18 protein-coding genes and 1 riboswitch are annotated in these 18,410 nt (G+C 69.1%); of the genes, 10 read left to right on the plus strand and 8 right to left on the minus strand.

Annotated elements, in window-relative coordinates:
* Positions 1–266 precede the first annotated feature (266 nt).
* The 7 genes from AC3RCE_RS23070 (at position 267) to AC3RCE_RS23100 (ending at position 5,239) form a co-directional block, all read left to right on the plus strand.
* Positions 267–1,148: a TetR/AcrR family transcriptional regulator gene (locus tag AC3RCE_RS23070; protein ID WP_218296862.1), complete on the plus strand. Its 882-nt coding sequence runs from the start codon at positions 267–269 to the stop codon at positions 1,146–1,148.
* Positions 1,145–1,705 (plus strand): DUF2867 domain-containing protein, encoded by a 561-nt coding sequence (locus AC3RCE_RS23075; RefSeq protein WP_218296861.1) that lies wholly within the window; start codon positions 1,145–1,147, stop codon positions 1,703–1,705. The genes AC3RCE_RS23070 and AC3RCE_RS23075 overlap by 4 nt, the downstream gene beginning before the upstream one ends.
* Positions 1,692–3,014, plus strand: coding sequence for an ABC1 kinase family protein (locus AC3RCE_RS23080; protein ID WP_492254049.1), 1,323 nt, complete (start codon positions 1,692–1,694; stop codon positions 3,012–3,014). Before AC3RCE_RS23075 ends, AC3RCE_RS23080 begins: the two co-directional genes overlap by 14 nt.
* Positions 3,015–3,026: 12 nt before the next feature.
* The gene (locus AC3RCE_RS23085) at positions 3,027–3,434 is read left to right on the plus strand and encodes a DUF6463 family protein (RefSeq protein WP_255591616.1); all 408 of its coding nucleotides are present in this window, start codon (positions 3,027–3,029) and stop codon (positions 3,432–3,434) included.
* Between the two features lie 72 nt (positions 3,435–3,506).
* Positions 3,507–3,890 (plus strand): hypothetical protein, encoded by a 384-nt coding sequence (locus AC3RCE_RS23090; RefSeq protein WP_492254050.1) that lies wholly within the window; start codon positions 3,507–3,509, stop codon positions 3,888–3,890.
* 187 nt (positions 3,891–4,077) lie between these two features.
* The gene (locus AC3RCE_RS23095; protein ID WP_218296858.1) at positions 4,078–4,620 is read left to right on the plus strand and encodes a YXWGXW repeat-containing protein; all 543 of its coding nucleotides are present in this window, start codon (positions 4,078–4,080) and stop codon (positions 4,618–4,620) included.
* Between the two features lie 166 nt (positions 4,621–4,786).
* On the plus strand, positions 4,787–5,239 hold the full coding sequence (locus AC3RCE_RS23100) for a hypothetical protein (RefSeq protein WP_369643803.1): 453 nt from the start codon (positions 4,787–4,789) through the stop codon (positions 5,237–5,239).
* Between the two features lie 39 nt (positions 5,240–5,278).
* Here AC3RCE_RS23100 and AC3RCE_RS23105 read toward each other — a convergent pair whose 3' ends face one another.
* Positions 5,279–6,061, minus strand: coding sequence for a 2-keto-4-pentenoate hydratase (locus AC3RCE_RS23105; protein ID WP_492254051.1), 783 nt, complete (start codon positions 6,059–6,061; stop codon positions 5,279–5,281).
* 215 nt (positions 6,062–6,276) lie between these two features.
* A riboswitch (glycine riboswitch) is annotated at positions 6,277–6,390 on the plus strand.
* 95 nt (positions 6,391–6,485) lie between these two features.
* Between AC3RCE_RS23105 and AC3RCE_RS23110 the strand changes: the two genes are divergently transcribed.
* A complete protein-coding gene (locus AC3RCE_RS23110; protein WP_492254052.1) occupies positions 6,486–7,805 on the plus strand; it encodes a D-amino acid dehydrogenase in 1,320 nt (439 codons plus the stop codon).
* Between the two features lie 67 nt (positions 7,806–7,872).
* On the opposite strand, the gene sorU is transcribed toward AC3RCE_RS23110, so the two are convergent.
* Both sorU and sorT read right to left on the minus strand, forming a co-directional pair.
* Positions 7,873–8,178, minus strand: a complete 306-nt coding sequence (gene sorU / locus AC3RCE_RS23115) for a SorU family sulfite dehydrogenase c-type cytochrome subunit (protein ID WP_304505101.1) — start codon at positions 8,176–8,178, stop codon at positions 7,873–7,875.
* Positions 8,179–8,318: 140 nt separating this feature from the next.
* The gene (gene sorT / locus AC3RCE_RS23120; RefSeq protein WP_218296855.1) at positions 8,319–9,530 is read right to left on the minus strand and encodes a SorT family sulfite dehydrogenase catalytic subunit; all 1,212 of its coding nucleotides are present in this window, start codon (positions 9,528–9,530) and stop codon (positions 8,319–8,321) included.
* Between the two features lie 220 nt (positions 9,531–9,750).
* Between sorT and AC3RCE_RS23125 the strand changes: the two genes are divergently transcribed.
* Together AC3RCE_RS23125 and AC3RCE_RS23130 are read left to right on the plus strand one after the other, a co-directional pair.
* Entirely contained in the window at positions 9,751–10,926 is a 1,176-nt protein-coding gene (locus AC3RCE_RS23125) for a rhodanese-like domain-containing protein (RefSeq protein WP_255591614.1), read from the plus strand.
* A 174-nt stretch (positions 10,927–11,100) separates the two neighbouring features.
* Positions 11,101–12,423, plus strand: a complete 1,323-nt coding sequence (locus tag AC3RCE_RS23130) for a hemolysin family protein (protein WP_218341261.1) — start codon at positions 11,101–11,103, stop codon at positions 12,421–12,423.
* A 52-nt stretch (positions 12,424–12,475) separates the two neighbouring features.
* Here the strand turns inward: AC3RCE_RS23130 and AC3RCE_RS23135 are convergent, their stop codons facing one another.
* From AC3RCE_RS23135 to AC3RCE_RS23155, 5 genes are all read right to left on the minus strand, one after another.
* Positions 12,476–13,804 carry an FIST signal transduction protein gene (locus AC3RCE_RS23135; RefSeq protein ID WP_492245070.1) on the minus strand — a complete coding sequence of 443 codons (1,329 nt, stop codon included), beginning with the start codon at positions 13,802–13,804 and terminating at the stop codon, positions 12,476–12,478.
* Between the two features lie 74 nt (positions 13,805–13,878).
* A complete protein-coding gene (locus tag AC3RCE_RS23140) occupies positions 13,879–14,763 on the minus strand; it encodes a PhaM family polyhydroxyalkanoate granule multifunctional regulatory protein (RefSeq protein ID WP_492254053.1) in 885 nt (294 codons plus the stop codon).
* A gap of 88 nt (positions 14,764–14,851) precedes the next feature.
* Positions 14,852–15,340 (minus strand): copper chaperone PCu(A)C, encoded by a 489-nt coding sequence (locus tag AC3RCE_RS23145; RefSeq protein ID WP_218296851.1) that lies wholly within the window; start codon positions 15,338–15,340, stop codon positions 14,852–14,854.
* Positions 15,341–15,401: 61 nt separating this feature from the next.
* Entirely contained in the window at positions 15,402–15,962 is a 561-nt protein-coding gene (locus AC3RCE_RS23150) for a YcnI family copper-binding membrane protein (RefSeq protein WP_255591613.1), read from the minus strand.
* 125 nt (positions 15,963–16,087) lie between these two features.
* Positions 16,088–18,391 carry a TonB-dependent receptor gene (locus tag AC3RCE_RS23155; RefSeq protein WP_218341258.1) on the minus strand — a complete coding sequence of 768 codons (2,304 nt, stop codon included), beginning with the start codon at positions 18,389–18,391 and terminating at the stop codon, positions 16,088–16,090.
* Between the last annotated feature and the right edge of the window lie 19 nt (positions 18,392–18,410).

Here is an 18,410-nt window from a genome sequence, read left to right on the forward strand (position 1 = left end):
CGGCAAAGCCGGTTCCACGGGTGCACCGGCCTTGGGCGCGCCGGTTTCGGAGGGCGATGGCATGGCATGGCGGGGGGCCGGGCGAGCCAGCACAAACACTATCTTTTTGATAGCTTCTTGCGCTTTACCGACAAGCGGTAGAGGGCTAAAAAGTGCTCAGAACAGCCGCCTCCAGCGCACCGAATGCCCGTTTCAGCGCCGGTTGACTCTTTAATGTGAATACACTATTCTTTAAATAGTCAATTTGACAGATTTAAAGATATTAAATGAAGACCACCCGCCAGCAGCAAGATGCCACCCGCCGCCAGATCGTGGCCAGCGCGGTGGACCTCATGACCCGCCAGGGCTTCGACGGCACGACGATGAAGGACATCGCCCGCGCCGCCGGCATTGGCGACGCCACGATCTACAAATACTTCCCGACCAAGGACCGCATCGTGCTGGGCTACCTGGACGACGTGGCCCACCAGGCGCTGGCCGACACCCTGCAGACGCCCGGCTTCGCGGGCTACGGCCTGCAGGAAAAGCTGCAGCGCCTGACCGACGCGGTGCTGGAGCGCCTGCTGGCCGACCGCGAGTTCGTGGCCCAGGTGCGCAGCCTGGCGCGGCGCTCGCCGCTGTCGATGCTGGCCGAGCCCCTGGCGGCACGGCACAGCCTGCGCGAGGCCGTCGCCAGCTTTCTGGAAGCCGCGGAGGCCAGTGGCGAGATCGAGCCCTGCGACTTCAAGGGCATGGCGGGCGGGCTGTACACCGACTACCTGGCCGGTGTGGTGACGTACTGGCTGGCCGACACCTCCGAGGAATTTGCCGACACCACGCAGCTGGTGGACCTCTCGCTCGGCGTGCTGGTGCAGGCGCTGCGCGGAGGGCTCGTCAACCGCGTGCTGCAGCTCGGTGGCTTTGTGCTGCGCAGCCAGATGGCCCGCATGGTGCAGCACAGCAGCGGCCTGATGGGCATGCTGCAGCTGGCCAGACAGGCCATGGCCAGCGCACCGCCCGGCCCGGCCCCCGCCTACACGGCAGCCGCTGAACCATCCCGGTCGCCGGAGCCTTCCAAACCGCCGCGTGCGCCGCGCAAACCCCGCGCTGCCAGCCCGACACCCGCCGCACAGCCAGTGGCCACGCCCCGCAAGAGGAAGTCCGCATGACCACCGCCCGCGCCGTGCGCGAAATCCAGGTGCCCCCAGGCACCGTCATCCATGCCACCTTGCATGACGCGGATTTTTTTGACGCCTTCACAACGACCGATCCCCGCCCCGCCGCCAGCGCATTGCAGACCTGGCTGGAGGTCTTGGCCCGGACACCGCGGTGGACGGAGCAACTTCTGGCAGTGCGCAACAAGCTGGTGCGGCTGGTGGGCCTCAAGGGCGTGGGGCAGTTGCAGGACGTGCACCCGCTTGCCAGCGGAGCCTCTCCAACCAATGCGCGCAGCTACCGCGTCGGAGACCGCGTGGGCATCTTCCTCATCCGCCATCTGAGCGACACCGAAGTGGTGATGGGGCAGGACGACAAACACCTGGATGTGCAGGTCTCGCTGACCAAACACGGGCAGCGGGGCAGCGCGCCTACGGTGGTCATCAGCACCGTGGTGCACATCCACAACACGCTGGGCCATGCCTACATGGCCGTCATCACGCCGTTTCACCGCCGCATCGTGCAGTCCATGCTGCAACAACTGGCCGCTTCAAACCATGGCCCGCGCTGACCCGCCGCGCACCAGCCGGCTTGCGCGCGGCACCATCACGGGCCTGGCGGCGGCACGCATCGGCATGGCCCAACTAGGCCATCGCGTGCGCAGCACGCCGTCTGCCCAGGCGCAGGCCGACCACGAGGCCGCCCTGGGCCGCATCCTCTTTGGCGCCCTGGGCCAGCTGCGGGGTTCGGCGCTCAAGGTATCGCAGCTGCTCAGCATGCACCCGGGCCTGCTGCCCGACGGCGTGCGGCAGGAGCTGGCGCGCGCCCACCACCAGGCGCCGCCGCTCAACCGCGCGCTGGTGGGGCGCGTGTTCCGCCAGGCCTTCGGCCGGGAGCCCGAGGCGCTGTTCGACCACTTCGAGCCCACCGCCTTCGCCGCCGCCAGCCTGGGCCAGGTGCACCGCGCACAGCTGGCGGGCCACGGCACGGTGGCCGTCAAGGTGCAGTACCCCGGCATTGCCGCCACCATCGCCAGCGACATGCAATTGATGCGCACCGCGCTGCGCGCGCTGGCCCACACCGACATGCCCCTGCCCGCCAGCACCGTGGTGGACGGCGTGATGGCCGAGATCGAGGCCACGCTGCTGCGCGAGGTGGACTACCTGCAGGAAGCCGAGCAACTGCAATGGTTTGCGCAGCACGCGGCTTTGCCCGGCGTGGTGCTGGCGCGGCCCATCCTGTCGCACACGCGGGCCCAGGTGCTCACGCAGCAGTTCCTGCCGGGCCAGCACCTGCAGGCCTGGCTGGCCACGCAACCCACACAGCAGCAACGCGATCAGGCCGGGCAGCACCTGTGGGACTGGTTCATGCACTGCACTTTTGTGCTGGGCCGGGTGCATGCCGATCCGCACCCTGGTAATTTTCTGTTCGCCCCCGATGGCACGGTGGGTGTGCTCGACTTTGGCTGCACGCGCAGCCTCTCCGACGGGTTTCGGGCGCAAGTGACACAAGCGTGGTCCGCACTGCTGCGCCCTCCCTCCGACCCGCAGCGCGACGCGCTGGTGCTGCAGGCCTACCAGGCACTCGGGCTCGTCAACGCCGGCCTCTCCGTGCAGGCCTACGCCGCCGAACTCACCCCCGCACTGGCTGACATGCAGGCCTGGCAGATGGAACCCTTCACGCAGGCGGTTTTCGATTTTGGCGCCAAGACGCCGCCACCCATCACCGCCGCCCGCCACCAGCGCGTGCTGGGCGATCACCTGGTGCAGGTGCCCGGCGAAATGCCGGCGTTCGAGCGCATGTGGATGGGCCTGATGCACCTGCTCACGGGGCTGGGTGCACGGGTGCGCACGCATTGCCCCGCCCTTCTTTCTTCCTAGGAACCCGCCCACATGACCACCCTGACCTCCCCCTCCCCTCGCTCTGCGGCCATGCCGCCTCGCAGCCGCTGGAAGGGCCCGTGGATGCTGGCCGTGGCGCTGCTGCACACGCTGTACGCCGCCGTCGTGTTTCCGACCCAGCTGCAGGAGATCGTGCGGCGCGGCGTTTTCAACAGCGTGCAAAAAGACCCGACCGTGGGCGCCGTGGTCTGGTTTGTGCTGTTCGGCGTGTTGTTCGCGCTGCTGGGCTGGGCCATCCTGCTGGCCGAACGCAACACAGCCATGGCGCCCGTCCCCATGCGCGGGCTCGGTGCCGGGTTGCTGGCACTCACGCTGCTGGGCATCGTGCTCATGCCCGCCTCGGGCTTCTGGCTGGCGCTGCCGCCCGCGCTGGCCCTGTGCTGGCCCCCAAGGCGCTGAAGGCGAAGAAGACGGATCGACGCGCCGCGTCTGCACCTTCCACGGCCACCCTGATTGACTTGAAAACTGTCCATGATGAATACTGCGCTGGTACTGGCAGCCGGGGGCCTCGCCCTGGTGGGCGTTGCGCACTCGGTACTGGGTGAATTCCTCGTGTTTCGCGCATTGCGCACGCAGGGCGTGGTGCCCACCGGCGGCAAGCCCGTGCTGCACGAGCGGCAGGTGCGCATCCTGTGGGGCACCTGGCACCTGGCCACCGTGCTGGGCTGGGCCCTCAGCGCCCTGCTGTGGCGCCTGGGGACCGTACCCGGGGATGCCAACCTGGGGGCCTGGGTGGCTGACGTGGCCGGGCTGGCCACCTTGGTCAGCGGAATGCTGGTGTTCTATGCCACCGAGGGCAGGCACCCTGCCTGGTTTGCCTTGCTGGTGGTGGCGGCCCTGGTGTGGTGGCGTTGACACGCGCAGGCCTGCACCGGACGGCCGCCTGCACGCCCCGGCGTGAAAGAAATCACGAAAAGCCCCGCCTTTGCCGCCACGGGAAACACAACTTCACAAGACTTCGCAATTCGCCTACACCGTCTTGACGCAGCATCTGCACCATGAAGTCTCCGGTTCCGCAAGGAATCATTTTGAGGAGACCATCATGGCCCGCAATGCACTCGCCGCTGCTTCCATCGCCCTGCTGTCGCTGGGCGCCGCGACCGTGGCGCAGGCACAGACCAGCGCCACCGTCGTCATCCAGTCGGGGCAGCCCCACCACTACCAGGCGCCGCCCGCGCCGGTGATGGTGCAGTACGGCCCACCCCCGCCACCGCGCTACGAAGTGGTGCCCCGCCCCCGCCGCGACATGGTGTGGGTGCCTGGGTACTGGGACTGGCGCGGCCACCGCCACGTCTGGATCCAGGGCCACTGGGTGAAGGCCCGCCCGGGCTACTACTACCGCGAGCCCCGCTGGGTGGAGCATGGGGGCCGCTGGGAAATGCGCCCCGGCGGCTGGGACCGCGATGGCGACGGCATCCCCAATCGCTATGACCGCGACCGCGATGGCGATGGCATTCCCAACCGCTACGACCGCGACCATGACAGGGACCGCGACGGCGTGTCCAACCGCCACGACCGCGACCGCGACGGAGATGGCGTGCCGAACCGCCACGACCGCCGCCCGGACAACCCCTATCGCAATTGACGGGGCCTGAGCGCCGCCCGCCCCCCCGAGGGCGGCGGGCGCGCCAGGAACTGGCCCTCGCCGCCTACGCACACCCCCGCAGGGCGCCTACGCGGCCCGGCTGCCCGTGCCGCCACCATGCAGTGACCGCTTCCGCAAGGAACATCAGGAGAATCCCATGACCTTCATGACCCGCAAGACATTCACCGCAGCCTCCATCGCCTTGATGGCGCTGTGGACCCTCCCGCAGGCGCATGCCGCCACGCAGGGCACCGTCATCGTCCAATCGGGCCAGCCGGAGCGCAGCTACCACGCCACGCAGTACCAGGTGAGGCCCGCGCCCCCTCCCCCGCGCCATGAAGCCGTGCCCCGCCCCCGCCGGGGCCAGGTGTGGGAAGAAGGCCACTGGGAATGGCGTGGCAACCGCTACCAATGGGTGCGCGGCCACTGGGTGCAGGCCCGCGCCGGCCACCAGTATCGCCAGCCGCACTGGGTGGAACGCGAAGGCCGCTGGGAGTTTCAGCGTGGCGGCTGGGACCGTGACGGCGATGGCGTCGCCAACCGCCATGACCGCGACCGGGACGGCGACGGCGTACCGAACCGCCGCGACCAGCAGCCCGACAACCCGCGCCGCAACTGACCCCACGCCCGGCGCGCGCGCCGCGCAGGGCGCCGCCGGTCAGCCCAGTTGAAGTTCGGCGCGCCCCAGGCCGGGAAACTCAGCCACCACCACCGTGCCCGGCGCCACCATCACGGTGCCGGTGCAGGACCCGGTGGTCACCCACTGTCCCGCGCGCAGCCCACCCAGGCTGTGCGCGCCGCCATTGGCCAGCCAGGCGAGCAGGCGCAAGGGATCGCCCGCCGGGTTGCCCCAGCCAGCGTGCCGCACGGCCTGCGCGCCATTCACCGACAGCACCACGGGCTGCCGCATCGGCTGCACCGACTGCGCGCTCTCCGTTCCCGACCCCACGATGAGTGCCCCATGGCAGGCCTGGTCGGCCAGCCGGCTCCACTCGCCTTGCTGCGCCCAGGCGGCGTAGCGCGTGTCGCAGACCTCGATGGCCGCCCGCACCGACGCTACGGCGGACAGCACCTCGGCCTCGCTGTAGGGCTGCGCCCGGGCAGGCAGATCGGCACCCAGTTCGTACACCAGTTCCGCCTCCACACCCAGCACGGCGAAGCCCGCGCAGGACAGGCGCACCGCGCCCCCGCCGGCCATCGCAAACACCGAATCGCGCGCCAGGGCCGCCCGCGCAGGCAGCGCCTGCGGCGACGCCGCGCCCACCTTCCAGCCCGAGATCTCGCCGCGCTCGCGCACCACGGCGTCCTGCACGGCATAGGCCTGGGCAGCGTTCTGGGGACGCAATGCGGCGGGCAGGTCGAGCGGACGGGGCGTGCGCCCCAGGCGGGCCATGGTGAGCACGGCCGCGCTGGTCAGCGGATCAAAGGCGGTATCGGGCATCAAGGCGTCCTGCAGAGAAAGGCGAAGGTTCCGGCGGATTATGGCCAACCCCGTGCCCGCAGCATCAGCAACGATTGCGGTTCATTAGCGCGGACAAAGCGGTTTTTGCGCGATGCGGGCTCCTAGAATGGCCCCCGCAGGAGAGTCAGCGGCCCGCCCGCTTCACCGAAGGCGCAAACTCCCATACACGCTCAGGTCCCGTACTGCACCATTCATCAAAGCCGTCTGGAGAGCCGCTTCGCGCAACGCGAAGCGCACCGAAGGAGCAAACCGCGCGCCATGTGGGCCGCGCGGTGAATCTCTCAGGTACCAAGGACAGGGGGAGCGGCAGCTTGGGCATTCATGCGCCAGCTGCACGCTATTGAATTCATAGCTGCCAGCGCATGTTGTTCTAGCGCCAGAGCCCAGAAAGGCTTTGAAAATCATGCGCGTGATCGTTTTGGGCGCCGGCTTGCTCGGCGTGACTTCGGCTTATTTCCTGCAACAGCGCGGCCACGAGGTGACCGTCATCGACCGCCAGGGTGCGCCCGGCGCCGAGACCAGCTTCGCCAACGGTGGCCAGATCTCGGTGAGCCACGCGGAGCCCTGGGCCAACCCGAGCGCGCCGCTCAAGGTGCTGCAGTGGCTGGGCAAGGAGGATGCTCCACTGCTGTTCCGCCTGCGCGCCGACATGCGGCAGTGGCTCTGGGGCCTGGACTTCTTGCGCAACTGCACGCCGGCGCGCACGCGCCACAACATCGAGCAGATCGTGCGCCTGGGCACCTACAGCCGCGACACGCTGCAGCAGTTGCGTGCGGCCACCGGCATCCAGTACGACCAGCGCACACAAGGCATCCTGCACTTCTATACCAACCCAAAGGAATTCGACGGCGCTCTGGCCCCGGCTGAGCAGATGCGCGCGCTGGGCTGCGAGCGCCAGGTCATCAGCGCCGACGAGGCCGTGCGCATCGAGCCCGCGCTGGCCCACATCCGCCCGCAGCTCGCAGGCGCCACCTTCACGGCCGAGGACGAGTCGGGCGATGCCAACCAGTTCACGCGCGAGCTGGCCCGGCTGTGCGAGGCGGCGGGCGTGCAGTTCCGCCTGGGCCACCACATCACCGCGCTGCGCGAAGCCGGCGGCCACATCGACCATGTGGAAGTGACCAACGCCGAGGGCCGCTTCGAGCGCGTGCGCGGCGACGCCTTCGTGCTGGCCATGGGCTCGTTCAGCCCGCTGCTGGCACAGCCGCTGGGCGTCCGCCTGCCCATCTATCCGGCCAAGGGCTATTCGGTGACCATGCCGGTCAAGGATGCCGGCAAGGCGCACCAGGTGAGCCTCACGGACGACGAGTTCAAGCTCGTGTTCTCGCGCTACACCAGCGAACAGGGTGGCGACCGCCTGCGCATCGCCGGCACGGCCGAATTGAACGGCTACGACCGCCACCTGAACCAGGTGCGCTGCGACGCCATCGTGCGCCGCGTGGAGCAGCTGTTCCCCGGCGCGGGCGATGCCAGCCAGGCCCAGTTCTGGACCGGCCTGCGCCCCGCCACGCCCAGCAACGTGCCGCTGATCGGCGCCACCAAGGTGGCCAACCTCTTCCTCAACACGGGCCACGGCACGCTGGGCTGGACCCACGCCTGCGGCTCGGGCAAGGCCCTGGCCGACATCGTGAGCGGCCGGGTGCCCGAAGTGGACTTTGCATTCCAGGGTCTGCAGGGGTGCGCTCCCGACAAGGCGCTGGTGCCATCGCGCACCACGGCCTGAACGGGAGCACAGCGGGGTTGCAGCACCGCCGCGCAGGCGGCGCTGCCACCACGGGCCAGCGCCCGGCCTACCTGGCAGCGCCCGTGGCGTGCGCCACGAACTGCGCCACGGCCTGCATGTCCTTCTCGCTCATGCGTTCGGCATACGAAGGCATCACGCCGATGCCCGCCTTGAGCGCGCGCAGCACGCGGCCCGCGTCGGGCTTGAGCTCATCCAGCACCGGGCCCACCTGCCCCTCGGCACCGGCGGCCTGCAGCGTGTGGCACACGGCGCAAGCAGGCTGGATCTTGATGAACAGCTCCTTGCCCCGCGCCAGCTCGGCGGCATCCGCCGCCCAGCCGGCACCCGTCCACAGCAGCAGCACGCTCGACATGGCCGCGAGCGCAGGCACGCGCAAATGCTGGAAACCGATGCGCCCCAGCACCAGTGCCACCGCGGATCTGGCACGGCCAGTCCGGGGGGCGCGCTCCCCTCCAGGGGGGAAGGCGCGCAGCGTCTCAGGGGGGCGCCCGGTCACGCTGCGGTCACCGTGACCGCATGGTCGCGCCAGCTCGCGTTGTTGTAGCCGCCCAGGTTTTCCTCGCGCTGCTCGGCCTGCACATTGCCTGCGGCATCGGTGGCGCGGCTGGCCAGCACGTGCGTGCCCGCCGCCAGCGTGACCGGCAGCACGAACTGGCGCCACGCGAACTTGCCCAGATCGGGGCCGATGAGCCGCGCGGCCTGCCAGGTCTTGCCGCCGTCCACCGAGACCTCCACGCCCTTGATGGCCTGCGTGCCGCCAAAGGCCACGCCATGCACCTGCACCTGGCCGGCCTTGAGGGGGCCCTTCTCGGGCAGGGGGCCATTGATCCAGGACTTGACGCCCATCTCCCACACCGACGGCTGGTCGGGGCTGGCCTTGGAGCCGGGGGGCGACATGCGGTAGCCGTGCGACATGATGCGCGCCTGCGACTGGGCGCCGGTGAAGGCCACGCGCTTGACGTACTTGATGTTGTTCACGCCCTGGTAGCCCGGCACCACCAGCCGCAGCGGGCCGCCGTGCGCCAGCGAGATGGGCTCGCCATTCATTTCCCAGGCCAGCAGCGCGTCCTCGGTGGCCTTGATGGGCACGGAGCGCTCCACCAGCACGGACAGCGGGTCCACGCCCTCGGGCAGCTTCTCACCCCCCGTGCCCGTGAGGTAGGCCGCGCCATCGGCGAGCCCGCCCAGCGCCGCCACCACATTGCGCAGCGGCACGCCGCTCCACACGACGCACCCCGCCGCGCCCACGGCCCAGGGCGTACCGCTGGGCTTGCTGGGGAAGAAGCCACGCCCGTTGCCCGAGCACTGCAGCACGGTGGCCACGGTTTCCACGCCCAGGGTCTTGAGCTCGGCCAGGGTGAGGCTGCGCGGGTTCTTCACGCCTTCGACCGACACCGTCCAGGCGTCCCGGTTGTCCAGGATGGCCGCATCGGGCGCAGGCAGGTTGTTGCGCACATACAGCTGGTTGGAGGGCGTGATGACACTGGTGCCGAAAGCCGAGCGCCGGGTTTCCAGCGTGCTGCTGCTGTGCACGATGAGCGCATCGGAAGACTTCCATCCCGCGTACGCGGGCAGCGGCTTGGCGGGGCTGGCGGCCTGCTGCGCCCTGGCGCTGCCGGTCCATCCGGCCAGGCCCAGCGCGCTCAAGGCAGCGGCGCTTCCGGCCAGCATGTGGCGGCGCGGCAATGTCATGGAATCTTTCATGGAAACGGTCTCCAAAATAATGATTGAACAGGCAGGCTCGCGACAGCGGTGGGCAGGCCCCCGGCTTTCAGCCTAGGCCGCATTCTGTGCGGCAGCCCCTGCGCACCGCGCGCGACATGGCGTTAGTAAACGTAACAAATACAAAACATCGGAAACATTCGTACGCAGATACGGAGGGCGTGGGCATATTCGCCCTTTCTTTTGAGAGAGGGCGCGCGCCATGAACACTGACTGGAGACCCATGGGCGGCAAGCTCGCGGTGCTGCTTTTCGCGTGCGCGGCCTGTGCCGTGGCGCAGGCCCAGCTCACCGCCATGGTGGCGGTGGAGCCCACGGCCCGCAAGGCGGCCCACTCCATCCTGCGCACGGCCGCCGAGTCCGGGCTCTCCAAGGCGGCCGGCCAGACGGTGGCCCTGGCCACCAGCGACGAACTGGCCGACGTGATGCGCGCCACGCGCAGCGCCAGCCACGACATCTTCATCGGCCCCGCCCAGGTGGCCGCTTCCGCCCTGCAGCGCGGCTATGAACTGGTGGGCGCGACGCAGAAATCGGACAGGTACCTGCTGGTCGGCCTGCCGCAGATCGACGCGGTGCCGGCGATGAAGGGCCGCAGGCTCTACCTGCCCCAGCAGGATTCGCTCTATACCTACATGGCGCGCGGCATGCTCAACGAGGCGGGCCTGTCGTTCCAGGACCTGCGGGCCGTGCAGTACGAGAAGTTTCCCCAGGCGGGACTCACGGCCCTGACGCTGGGCACGGCCGACGCCACCGTGGTGCGGGAGGACGAGTGGGCGGAATGGTCCGCCGCGCACCCGGGCACCGCGCGCGTGCTGGCCACCTCGCAGCCGGTGCCGGGCGGGTTTTCCATCGTGGTGAAGAAGGACCTGCCCGCCGATGCGCGCGGCAAGCTGGCCCAGTGGTTTGGCGGGGCCTCGTCCGCCACCGGCCTGCCCCCGGTCGCCGTGCGCCCCGAGGCCGCGGAGTACCGGCGCGTTGCGGAGCTCGGCCTCTTCACGCCCACCAGCCTGCCCGGGGTGAACCGCATCACCGCGCGCGAGGCGCAGAGCCTGCAGGCCCAGGGCGCGACGCTGGTGGACACGCGCACCGAAAAGGAATTCAAGACCCGGCGCATCCGGGGCGCCGTGTTTGCCGCCTATGTGGAAAAGAGCCTCAAGGACGTAGCGTTCAACGCGGCCCAGGACGATTTCCAGGCGCTCGACAAGATTCCCAGCCTGGACAAGGCCAAGCCCGTGATCTTTGCCTGCAACGGCGCCGAATGCTGGAAGTCCTACAAGGCGGCCAAGGTGGCGGCGGCCAAGGGCTTCAAGTCCGTGTACTGGCTGCGCGGCGGGCTGCCCGAGTGGGACGCGACCGGGCTGCCCACCGAAGGCGGCTGAGCACGCGGCGCACGGGCGGCCACGCCCCCCGCGCCAGGCCTGCCCTGCGGCCAGCGCGCCCTGCACCGTCGGGTGCCGCGCGCGCAGGCGCCGTGGCCTTGGGGAACCCGCCGCGCCCCCGTCCTTACAATCCCATACTCATCAACACCCAAGGGCGTGCAAGGCGCCCTTTGTATGGAAATAGCAATACTGTTCGCCCTCATCCTCCTCAACGGCCTGTTTGCCATGTCCGAGATCGCCCTGGTCACGGCCCGCAAAGCCCGGCTGCAGAAGCTGATCGATGAGGGCGATAGCGGCGCCGCCGCCGCCGTGAAGCTGGGCGAGGACCCCACCCGCTTCCTCTCCACCATCCAGATCGGCATCACGTCCATCGGCGTCCTCAACGGTATCGTGGGCGAGGCCGCGCTGGCCGCGCCGCTCGCGTCCTGGCTGGAGTCGCTGGGCGTGCCGCTGCCCTATGGCGGCTATGCGGCCACGGGGCTGGTGGTGGTGCTGATCACGTACTTCTCCATCGTCGTGGGCGAGCTCGTGCCCAAGCGCATCGGCCAGTCGTACCCCGAGACCTTCGCCCGGCTCGTCGCGCGGCCCATCAACTTCCTGGCGCTGGCCACCAAGCCGTTCGTGCTGCTGCTGTCCACGTCCACGCGCACGCTGCTGCGCCTCCTGGGCGTGAAGGAAACCAGCGGCAGCCCCGTGACCGAGGAAGAGATCCACGCCATGCTGGTGGAAGGCACCACGGCCGGCGTGATCGAGTCGCACGAGCACACCATGGTGCGCAACGTGTTCCGGCTCGATGACCGCCAGATCGGCTCGCTCATGGTGCCGCGCGGCGACGTGGTGTGCCTGGACATCGATGCGCCGTTCGAAGACAACCTGCAGCGCATCGAAGAATCCGACCATGCCCGCTTTCCCGTGGTGCGCGGCGGCATGGACAACATCCTGGGCGTGCTCAACGCGCGCCAGTGGCTGTCGCGCACGCTGCGCGACCGCGCCCACGGCCTGACCCAGCAGACGCTGCAGACCGCGCTGTACGTGCCCGAAACCATCACGGGGATGGAGCTGCTGGACAACTTCCGGCTGTCGGACGTGCACATGGCTTTTGTCATCGACGAGTACGGCGAGGTGCAGGGCATCGTGACGCTGCAGGACCTGATCGAGGCCATCACCGGCGAGTTCCAGCCGCGCGACCCCGAGACCTCGTGGGCGCTGCAGCGCGAGGACGGCAGCTGGCTGCTGGACGGCCACATTCCCGTGCCCGAGCTGAAGGACCGCCTGAACCTGGACACCGTGCCCGAGGAGGAGCGCGGCCGCTACCACACGCTCAGCGGCATGATCATGCTGCTGACCGGCCGCCTGCCCAAGGTGACCGACACGGTGCAGTGGGAGAACTGGAAGCTCGAAGTGGTGGACATGGACGGCAAGACCATCGACAAGATCCTGGCCACGCGGCTGACGCCCGAGGAAAAAGCCGAGTCCGACGACAACGGCGCGGGCTGACCGGCGTTGGCGATTGCGGGGGCTGCTGCACCAGCCCGCCCCCTCTTCTACATCAGGACGGTGAGGGCTCGCCGTCCACAAACACGGTCAACACGCCGGTGTAGCCGTACAGATGGTGGTGGGCAATCTCGCCGCCCGCAAAAAAACCGGCCAGCGGCACATCGCCCAGCGCGTGGCGCACGATCTGCAGTTCGGCGCTGGGGCCGCCAAAATGCGGGCCGCCACGGCCCGAGCAGCTCACGTAGATGGCGCCGCAGATGCGCCGGCCCGCCTGCGGGGCGAGGCTGCCCTGGCCGCCCGCGGCGGGCCCGGCGGCCGCGCCCGCCGCGGCATCCGAGACCAGCGGCACGGGCTCCAGCTCCTCTGGCGACAGCTCCTCGCGGATCTCGGCGCAGATGCGCATGAGGTCGGCGCGCGCCGCGGCCACGTTGCGCTGGCAGAACGCCAGGTGCATGCCGGCCTCGACCTTGTCGGCCAGCGCCACGCCCCGGCGGGCGCCGTCCAGCCCCACGATGTGCCGCACCCGCGTGTCGGTGCCGAAGTGGCCCGTGCGGCGCTGGCCCTGGGGCTGCTCGCCCGCGCTGACCAGGCCCGCCAGCGTGGCGCGCACCTTGCGCAGGGCGGGCTGGGGATCTCCGTCGAGCGTGACGTCCAGCGTCTCCAGCAGCACGTCCAGCGCGGGTTCGCCGTCGAGCTGCAGCACCACGTTCTCCTGCGCGTCGGTGATGGTGCGCAGCGCCCCCACGGGCTGGCAACCCTGCGTGACGCGCGACACCAGCGCCACGCCGGCGCCAAACGCCACGCCCGACAGGCCGCCATCGAACACGCCGCCCGCCGCGCCCTGCCCGGCCATGTTCCCATCGCCCCCCACGGCGAACTGCACGCTCGCGCCGCGGCTTGCGCTCAGGCCCCCAAAGAGATAGCCCGTATCGGTGCGGGCCGCCATCTCCGCCAGCAGTTCGGCCAGCTCGGGCGTCTGGCCATCGGCATGCACCAGCGCGGTGTGCGCGACGAAGCCGCTGGCCGGGTGGCGCGGGTGGTTGGGCAACGGTGCCACGCCCGAGAACACGCGGTACTGGTCGGCGGGTACATCGAGCAGCATCACCGACAGCGCGGGCTCGTCAAAGTACTCGGCATTGTTGGCCGATACGCCCACGCCCACGGTGCCGCTCCAGTCCGTGACCTCGGGCAGTTCGCCACTGAGGTGGTCGAGCAGCGCCTGGGCCTCGCTGGCGTAGTGGTCGGTGATGTAGAGCAGGCCCAGCGTGGGCGCCGAGGCGTATTCGGGCAGCGCCATCTGGGCGCGCAACTGCGCCAGAACCAGCGCGGCGGCCATGCGCCACTGGGGATGGGTGGCGTGGCCGGAAGGGAAAAGCTTCATGGTGTGGATCTCCGTGCCAGGGGCGGTGGCGGGGGTGTCGGGCCCCCACGGGTTGCCACCCGCCCGCGTTGGCGTCAGCCCGCCCGCTTGCGGGCCGCCGGGCTGCGGGTGCTGCTGCCGGTTTTTTTGGCGGCGGGTTTCGCCGTGGTCTTGCGGGCCGCGGGCTTGTTGGTGGCGGCGGTCTTCCTGGCGGTGCCCGCCGCCGCGGCACGCTTGGCGCCGCCCTGCATGGTCTGCATGCCCTTGGCGGCGAACTGGGTGGCCATGCCGGTGGCCGTCTTGAGGGCTTCCTTGGCGAGGCCCGTGGCCATGTTCTTGGTGGTGTCGATGGCGGTCTGCTTGGCCGCGTCCTTCATGGCGTTGGCGGCGATCTGCTGGAACTGGCCGGTGAGCGCGCCCCACCACTGCATCGGGTCCACCACGGTGGGCGCGGCGGCGGCGGCGGCGGCCGCTGCCGCCTTGCTGCCCTTCGCCTTGGCCTTGGCGGGCTGGGCGGCGGGCTCGGCGTCCTCGCCCTCGTCTTCTTCTGCTTCTTCGGCGGGGCTCGCGCGGCCCGTGACGCGGGCGGCGGCCCCTGCGACGGCGCCGGCCGCGCCGCTCACCGTGTCGGCGGCTTTCTGCACGCCGCTCATCACGGTGTCGGCGGTCTTGAGCTTGAAGGCATTGGCCACGTCACCCATGCTGAAGTTCATGCCCTTGAGCGTGGCCAGGGTCATCTTCTGCACCTCCAGCGCCTGGATGGTGGCGGCCAGCGCGCGCGAGTTCTGCTCCAGCCAGAACTGCACGGCCTTGAGTTCGTCGATGCGCTTTTCGAGCTCTTCCACGCTGATGGTGGGCGCTACCCAGTTGCTCAGGTTGGGCAACTGCGGAATGCCGCTGGACGCCCCCTTGGCCAGGCTCTGCAGAAAGTCAAAACCGGGAACAAGTTTGCCGAAACCGAAATTCGATGTGTCGCTCATGGCCGCTCCGCAAGAGGTGGGTCTGTGGTGGGGTCACAGCTTACTCCAATGCGTTGCGGCCGCGAAGGCAGTGGCGCAGGCCAAATCCTCAGTGTTTGTGCTCATGCGCCTTGGCGCCGCCGGGCGCCGACGTGCCCACGGGCACGCTCAGTTCCAGCTTGCTCTCCGCGCCCTTGGCGTCCTGGAACACCAGCGTGATGGGCACCGAGCTGTCCTTGGCCAGCGGGGCCTTCAGGTCCAGCAGCATGACGTGGTAGCCACCGGGCTTGAGCTCCACGGTCTTGCCCGCGGGCAGGTCCAGCGCGGGCACGGCGCGCATCTTCATCACGTCGCCTTCCATTTTCATCTCGTGCACTTCGGTGACGCCCGCAGCGGGCGACTCGGCGCGCACCAGGCGGGCGCCGTCCCGGGCGGTCAGCTGCATGAAGGCGCCGGTGCCCTTCTGGCCCTGCACGCTGGCGCGCGCCCAGGCGCCTTCGACCTTGACGGCGGCGGTCTGTGCCCACGCAGCAGGGGCGCTGGCCAAGGTCGCGGCCAGTGTGGAAACGAGGGCGGCGGTGCGAAGCAGTTTTTTCATGATGGATGTCTTTCGGATATCAGAAGGAAAATTGGATGGAACAAGCCCGTGGGCCTGACTGTCAATGATGGTGGGCAACGCCGCCGCCCGTGGGCAGAATCTCCAGCGCCGCCGCAGGGGACTTCAGGTCCGAAAGTTTCTGGCCCGCCTTGGGCACGTCAGTCCAGTCGTTCCGGCCTTCGGCGCAGGCCTGGCGCACGGGCCAGTACACGGTGCCCGCCTGCTCGGGCGCCTGGGCCACGAGCACGAACTCATCGTAGTGCGCGCTTTGCAGCATGTCCTCCGGGGTCTTGGCCGTCCAGGTGATGCGCACCACGTCCTCGGTGATGCTGCGGCCGTGGCTGGTGTACGGCTGGGCCAGCTTGTCGCGTTGCACATCGAGCGTCCAGCCCGGCTTGGGCATGGGGCGCGCGCCGCGCATGCCGGCCGGGATGTCCACCGCGATCTGCCGCGTGGGCGACGCGCCGCAGCCGTGGCCGACCTTGAAGCTCGCCTTGTAGCTGGCGCCCGCCGGGGCCACCTGGTATTCGAGCACCACATGGGCGGATGCAGAGCCAAAAATGCCTGCAGCGCTTAACAGCAAAGCGGTAGCCGCTATATTTTTCATAGTATTTGATTTCATATTCAGACCTTTCGTTTCAACGATGCATTGCATTCAACACTGGCGCGCCCGAGGCGAGCGCCGCCGCGGAACCGGCTTCGCCGGGCCGCTGGAGGCGTCCCCCTTGGGGGATGCGGCGAAGCCGCTCAGGGGGTTATCTTTAGTTCTGCCATGTAGGTGCGCTGCGGGTAGGGGTGGAAGTTCCAGAACTGGTAGTTGTTGAGGTTGTCGATGCCCACGGCGGCGCTCACCTGCTTGGTGATCTGGTAGCGCACGCGCACGTCGGTGGTGAAGTAGCGGCTCGCGCCCTGGTAGGCAAAACCGTTCACATCGGTGTTGTCCAGCGTGCTGTACTGCCTGCCGCTGTAGCGCGCGCCCAGGGTGTACGACCATTTGTCGTCCGGCCGGTACGTGGCCACGGCACTCGCGCGCCACTCGGGGATGCGCGGCTGCCACTTGCCCACGCTGGCGGGAAACTTGTCGTTGCGGGTGATCCTGGAGTCCGTCCAGGTCAGGCTTGACCCGAGGTCGAGCCCACGCAGGAGCACATTGGCGGCCTGATACGACAGCTCGATGCCCTTGGTGCGGATGGCGTCCACGTTCTGCACGTTGGTCACGTTGGGCGTGACGAGCACGTTGGTCTGCGAGTACAGCGCGTCCCTGGTGCGCTCGAAGAACGCGGTCAGGCGCAGCAGCCCGTTGCCCATGTCCCGCTCGGCCGTGAGCTCGGTGGTCCAGCTCTTTTCGGGTTTCAGGTTCGGGTCGTTGTTGATGAGCGTGCCACTGCCGCTGATGCCCCCCTGGTACAGCTCGGCCACGGTGGGCATGCGCACCGCGCGGCCGGTGGAGGCTTTCAACACCCACAGGTCGCTGGCCTGCCAGGCCACGGCGGCCTTGGGCGAGAAGTACGTCTCGTTGCGCCCGGGGTGGTTCACCGTGGTGGTGGCGTTGCCGGTCTGGCCGTTGCTGGCGCTCCAGCGTTCGGCGCGGGCGCCCAGGACGGCCTTCCATTGGGGCGCGATCTTCCAGGTGTCTTGCGCCCACAGGCCCAGCAGCTGTGTGTCGCCGTTGAACGCCTGGTTGCGGGCGCCCGCAGCGCCGTTGATCCAGTTCGCCGTGGCGTTCTCCACCGTGCGCAGCTGGTAGCTGTCGCGCTGCAGGCCAAAGTCCACGATGTGGGCGCCCTGGACGCCATCCGGCCGCCAGGTGCCTTTGGCGGCCAGCGTGTTCCAGCCCGTGCCCTTGCCGTTGACGATGCGGCCCGCGCCGCCATGCAACGCGGCGGGCATCGCCACCGTCGCGGCACGCAGGGTGTCGGTCTGGTAGTCGTACAGGCTGGCGGCCACTTCCCAGTCGAACGTGCCCTGCGTGTGGCTCTTGACCGAGAGCCCGTGCATGAAGTGCGTGAGGTTCTCGTTGGACACATTGAAGTCGGTGGGCGCCAGCGTGTACGAGCGGCCGTTGATGTTGACCGTGCCGCCGTACACCGCATTGCCGTTGGCGTCGCGCAGGTAGCTGGCGGGGCGCCCTTCGGATTCGTTGTGCCACCAGCCCAGGGTGTAGGCCGCGCGCACGGTGGGCGAGACGTCGTAGGCGATCTTGGCCTTGATATGGTCTTGCTGCGTGTGGTACTGCGTGGCCGTGCCCAGCAGGTACCAGGGCTGGTTGCCGCGGTTGTCGCCCAGCACGGCACCCGTCACCGGCGTGCCTGCATGGCCCACGGCGCCTGCAGACACGAGGCGCGTGGGGAAGGTGAGCGGCTGGCCCTCGCTGTCGGTCTTGTTGAAGTTGAGGAACCACGACCAGTCGCCATTCTTGTTGCCCACCGAGGCGCTGACCTGCTTGCCCGCGTAGGTGGCGCTGGTGCCGTACAGATCGAACGGCTGGTGCTGGTAGCTCACCTGCGCATGCGCCTCGAACTTTGTGGGCATGCGCGTCACATAGTCCACCACCGCGCCCACCGAGTTGCCGGCGTAGGCGGCCGAAAACGGGCCGTAGAGCACGTCCACGCGCTCGATTTCTTCCGGCGTGACCAGCATCCAGCGCGGCGCGTTGGTGGGGCCGTTGCCCAGGTAGTTGGAGAGCAGGATGCCGTCGGCGAACACCATGGACCGCGCCGGGTTGCCCGTGCCCGAGGCGCGGGTGGACAGCACGGCGTGGTTGTAGTCGCCGATGTAGCGCTTGCGCACCAGCAGGCTGGGCAGGTACTTGAGGGCATCTTCGCTGTCGGTGGCGTTGATCGAGTGCTCGATCTGCTCGCGCGTCACGCCCTCGATGGTGGTGGGAATCTGCGTGGGCAGCGACGTGGGCTGGCCGCCGCGGATGGTGACCACGCCCAGCTCCTTGACGGGCGTGCTGCTGTCAGCGGTCTGGGCCCACGCGGGCACGGCCCAGGACAGGGCAAGGGGAAAGGCGCCGGCCACGGCCAGCGCCATGCGGCTTTTGCGCATGGGAACTCCTGAATTTCAA

Source organism: Acidovorax sp. GW823-FHT05D11, from assembly GCF_058795695.1.

What these genes read in the sequence shown, in the direction of transcription:
- AC3RCE_RS23070 (WP_218296862.1), top strand. Translation starts at nt 267, where the DNA reads ATGAAGACCACCCGCCAGCAGCAAGATGCCACCCGCCGCCAGATCGTG.
- AC3RCE_RS23075 (WP_218296861.1), top strand. Translation starts at nt 1,145, where the DNA reads ATGACCACCGCCCGCGCCGTGCGCGAAATCCAGGTGCCCCCAGGCACC.
- AC3RCE_RS23080 (WP_492254049.1), top strand. Translation starts at nt 1,692, where the DNA reads ATGGCCCGCGCTGACCCGCCGCGCACCAGCCGGCTTGCGCGCGGCACC.
- AC3RCE_RS23085 (WP_255591616.1), top strand. Translation starts at nt 3,027, where the DNA reads ATGACCACCCTGACCTCCCCCTCCCCTCGCTCTGCGGCCATGCCGCCT.
- AC3RCE_RS23090 (WP_492254050.1), top strand. Translation starts at nt 3,507, where the DNA reads ATGATGAATACTGCGCTGGTACTGGCAGCCGGGGGCCTCGCCCTGGTG.
- AC3RCE_RS23095 (WP_218296858.1), top strand. Translation starts at nt 4,078, where the DNA reads ATGGCCCGCAATGCACTCGCCGCTGCTTCCATCGCCCTGCTGTCGCTG.
- AC3RCE_RS23100 (WP_369643803.1), top strand. Translation starts at nt 4,787, where the DNA reads ATGACCCGCAAGACATTCACCGCAGCCTCCATCGCCTTGATGGCGCTG.
- AC3RCE_RS23105 (WP_492254051.1), bottom strand. Translation starts at nt 6,061, where the DNA reads ATGCCCGATACCGCCTTTGATCCGCTGACCAGCGCGGCCGTGCTCACC.
- AC3RCE_RS23110 (WP_492254052.1), top strand. Translation starts at nt 6,486, where the DNA reads ATGCGCGTGATCGTTTTGGGCGCCGGCTTGCTCGGCGTGACTTCGGCT.
- sorU (WP_304505101.1), bottom strand. Translation starts at nt 8,178, where the DNA reads ATGTCGAGCGTGCTGCTGCTGTGGACGGGTGCCGGCTGGGCGGCGGAT.
- sorT (WP_218296855.1), bottom strand. Translation starts at nt 9,530, where the DNA reads ATGAAAGATTCCATGACATTGCCGCGCCGCCACATGCTGGCCGGAAGC.
- AC3RCE_RS23125 (WP_255591614.1), top strand. Translation starts at nt 9,751, where the DNA reads ATGAACACTGACTGGAGACCCATGGGCGGCAAGCTCGCGGTGCTGCTT.
- AC3RCE_RS23130 (WP_218341261.1), top strand. Translation starts at nt 11,101, where the DNA reads ATGGAAATAGCAATACTGTTCGCCCTCATCCTCCTCAACGGCCTGTTT.
- AC3RCE_RS23135 (WP_492245070.1), bottom strand. Translation starts at nt 13,804, where the DNA reads ATGAAGCTTTTCCCTTCCGGCCACGCCACCCATCCCCAGTGGCGCATG.
- AC3RCE_RS23140 (WP_492254053.1), bottom strand. Translation starts at nt 14,763, where the DNA reads ATGAGCGACACATCGAATTTCGGTTTCGGCAAACTTGTTCCCGGTTTT.
- AC3RCE_RS23145 (WP_218296851.1), bottom strand. Translation starts at nt 15,340, where the DNA reads ATGAAAAAACTGCTTCGCACCGCCGCCCTCGTTTCCACACTGGCCGCG.
- AC3RCE_RS23150 (WP_255591613.1), bottom strand. Translation starts at nt 15,962, where the DNA reads ATGAAATCAAATACTATGAAAAATATAGCGGCTACCGCTTTGCTGTTA.
- AC3RCE_RS23155 (WP_218341258.1), bottom strand. Translation starts at nt 18,391, where the DNA reads ATGCGCAAAAGCCGCATGGCGCTGGCCGTGGCCGGCGCCTTTCCCCTT.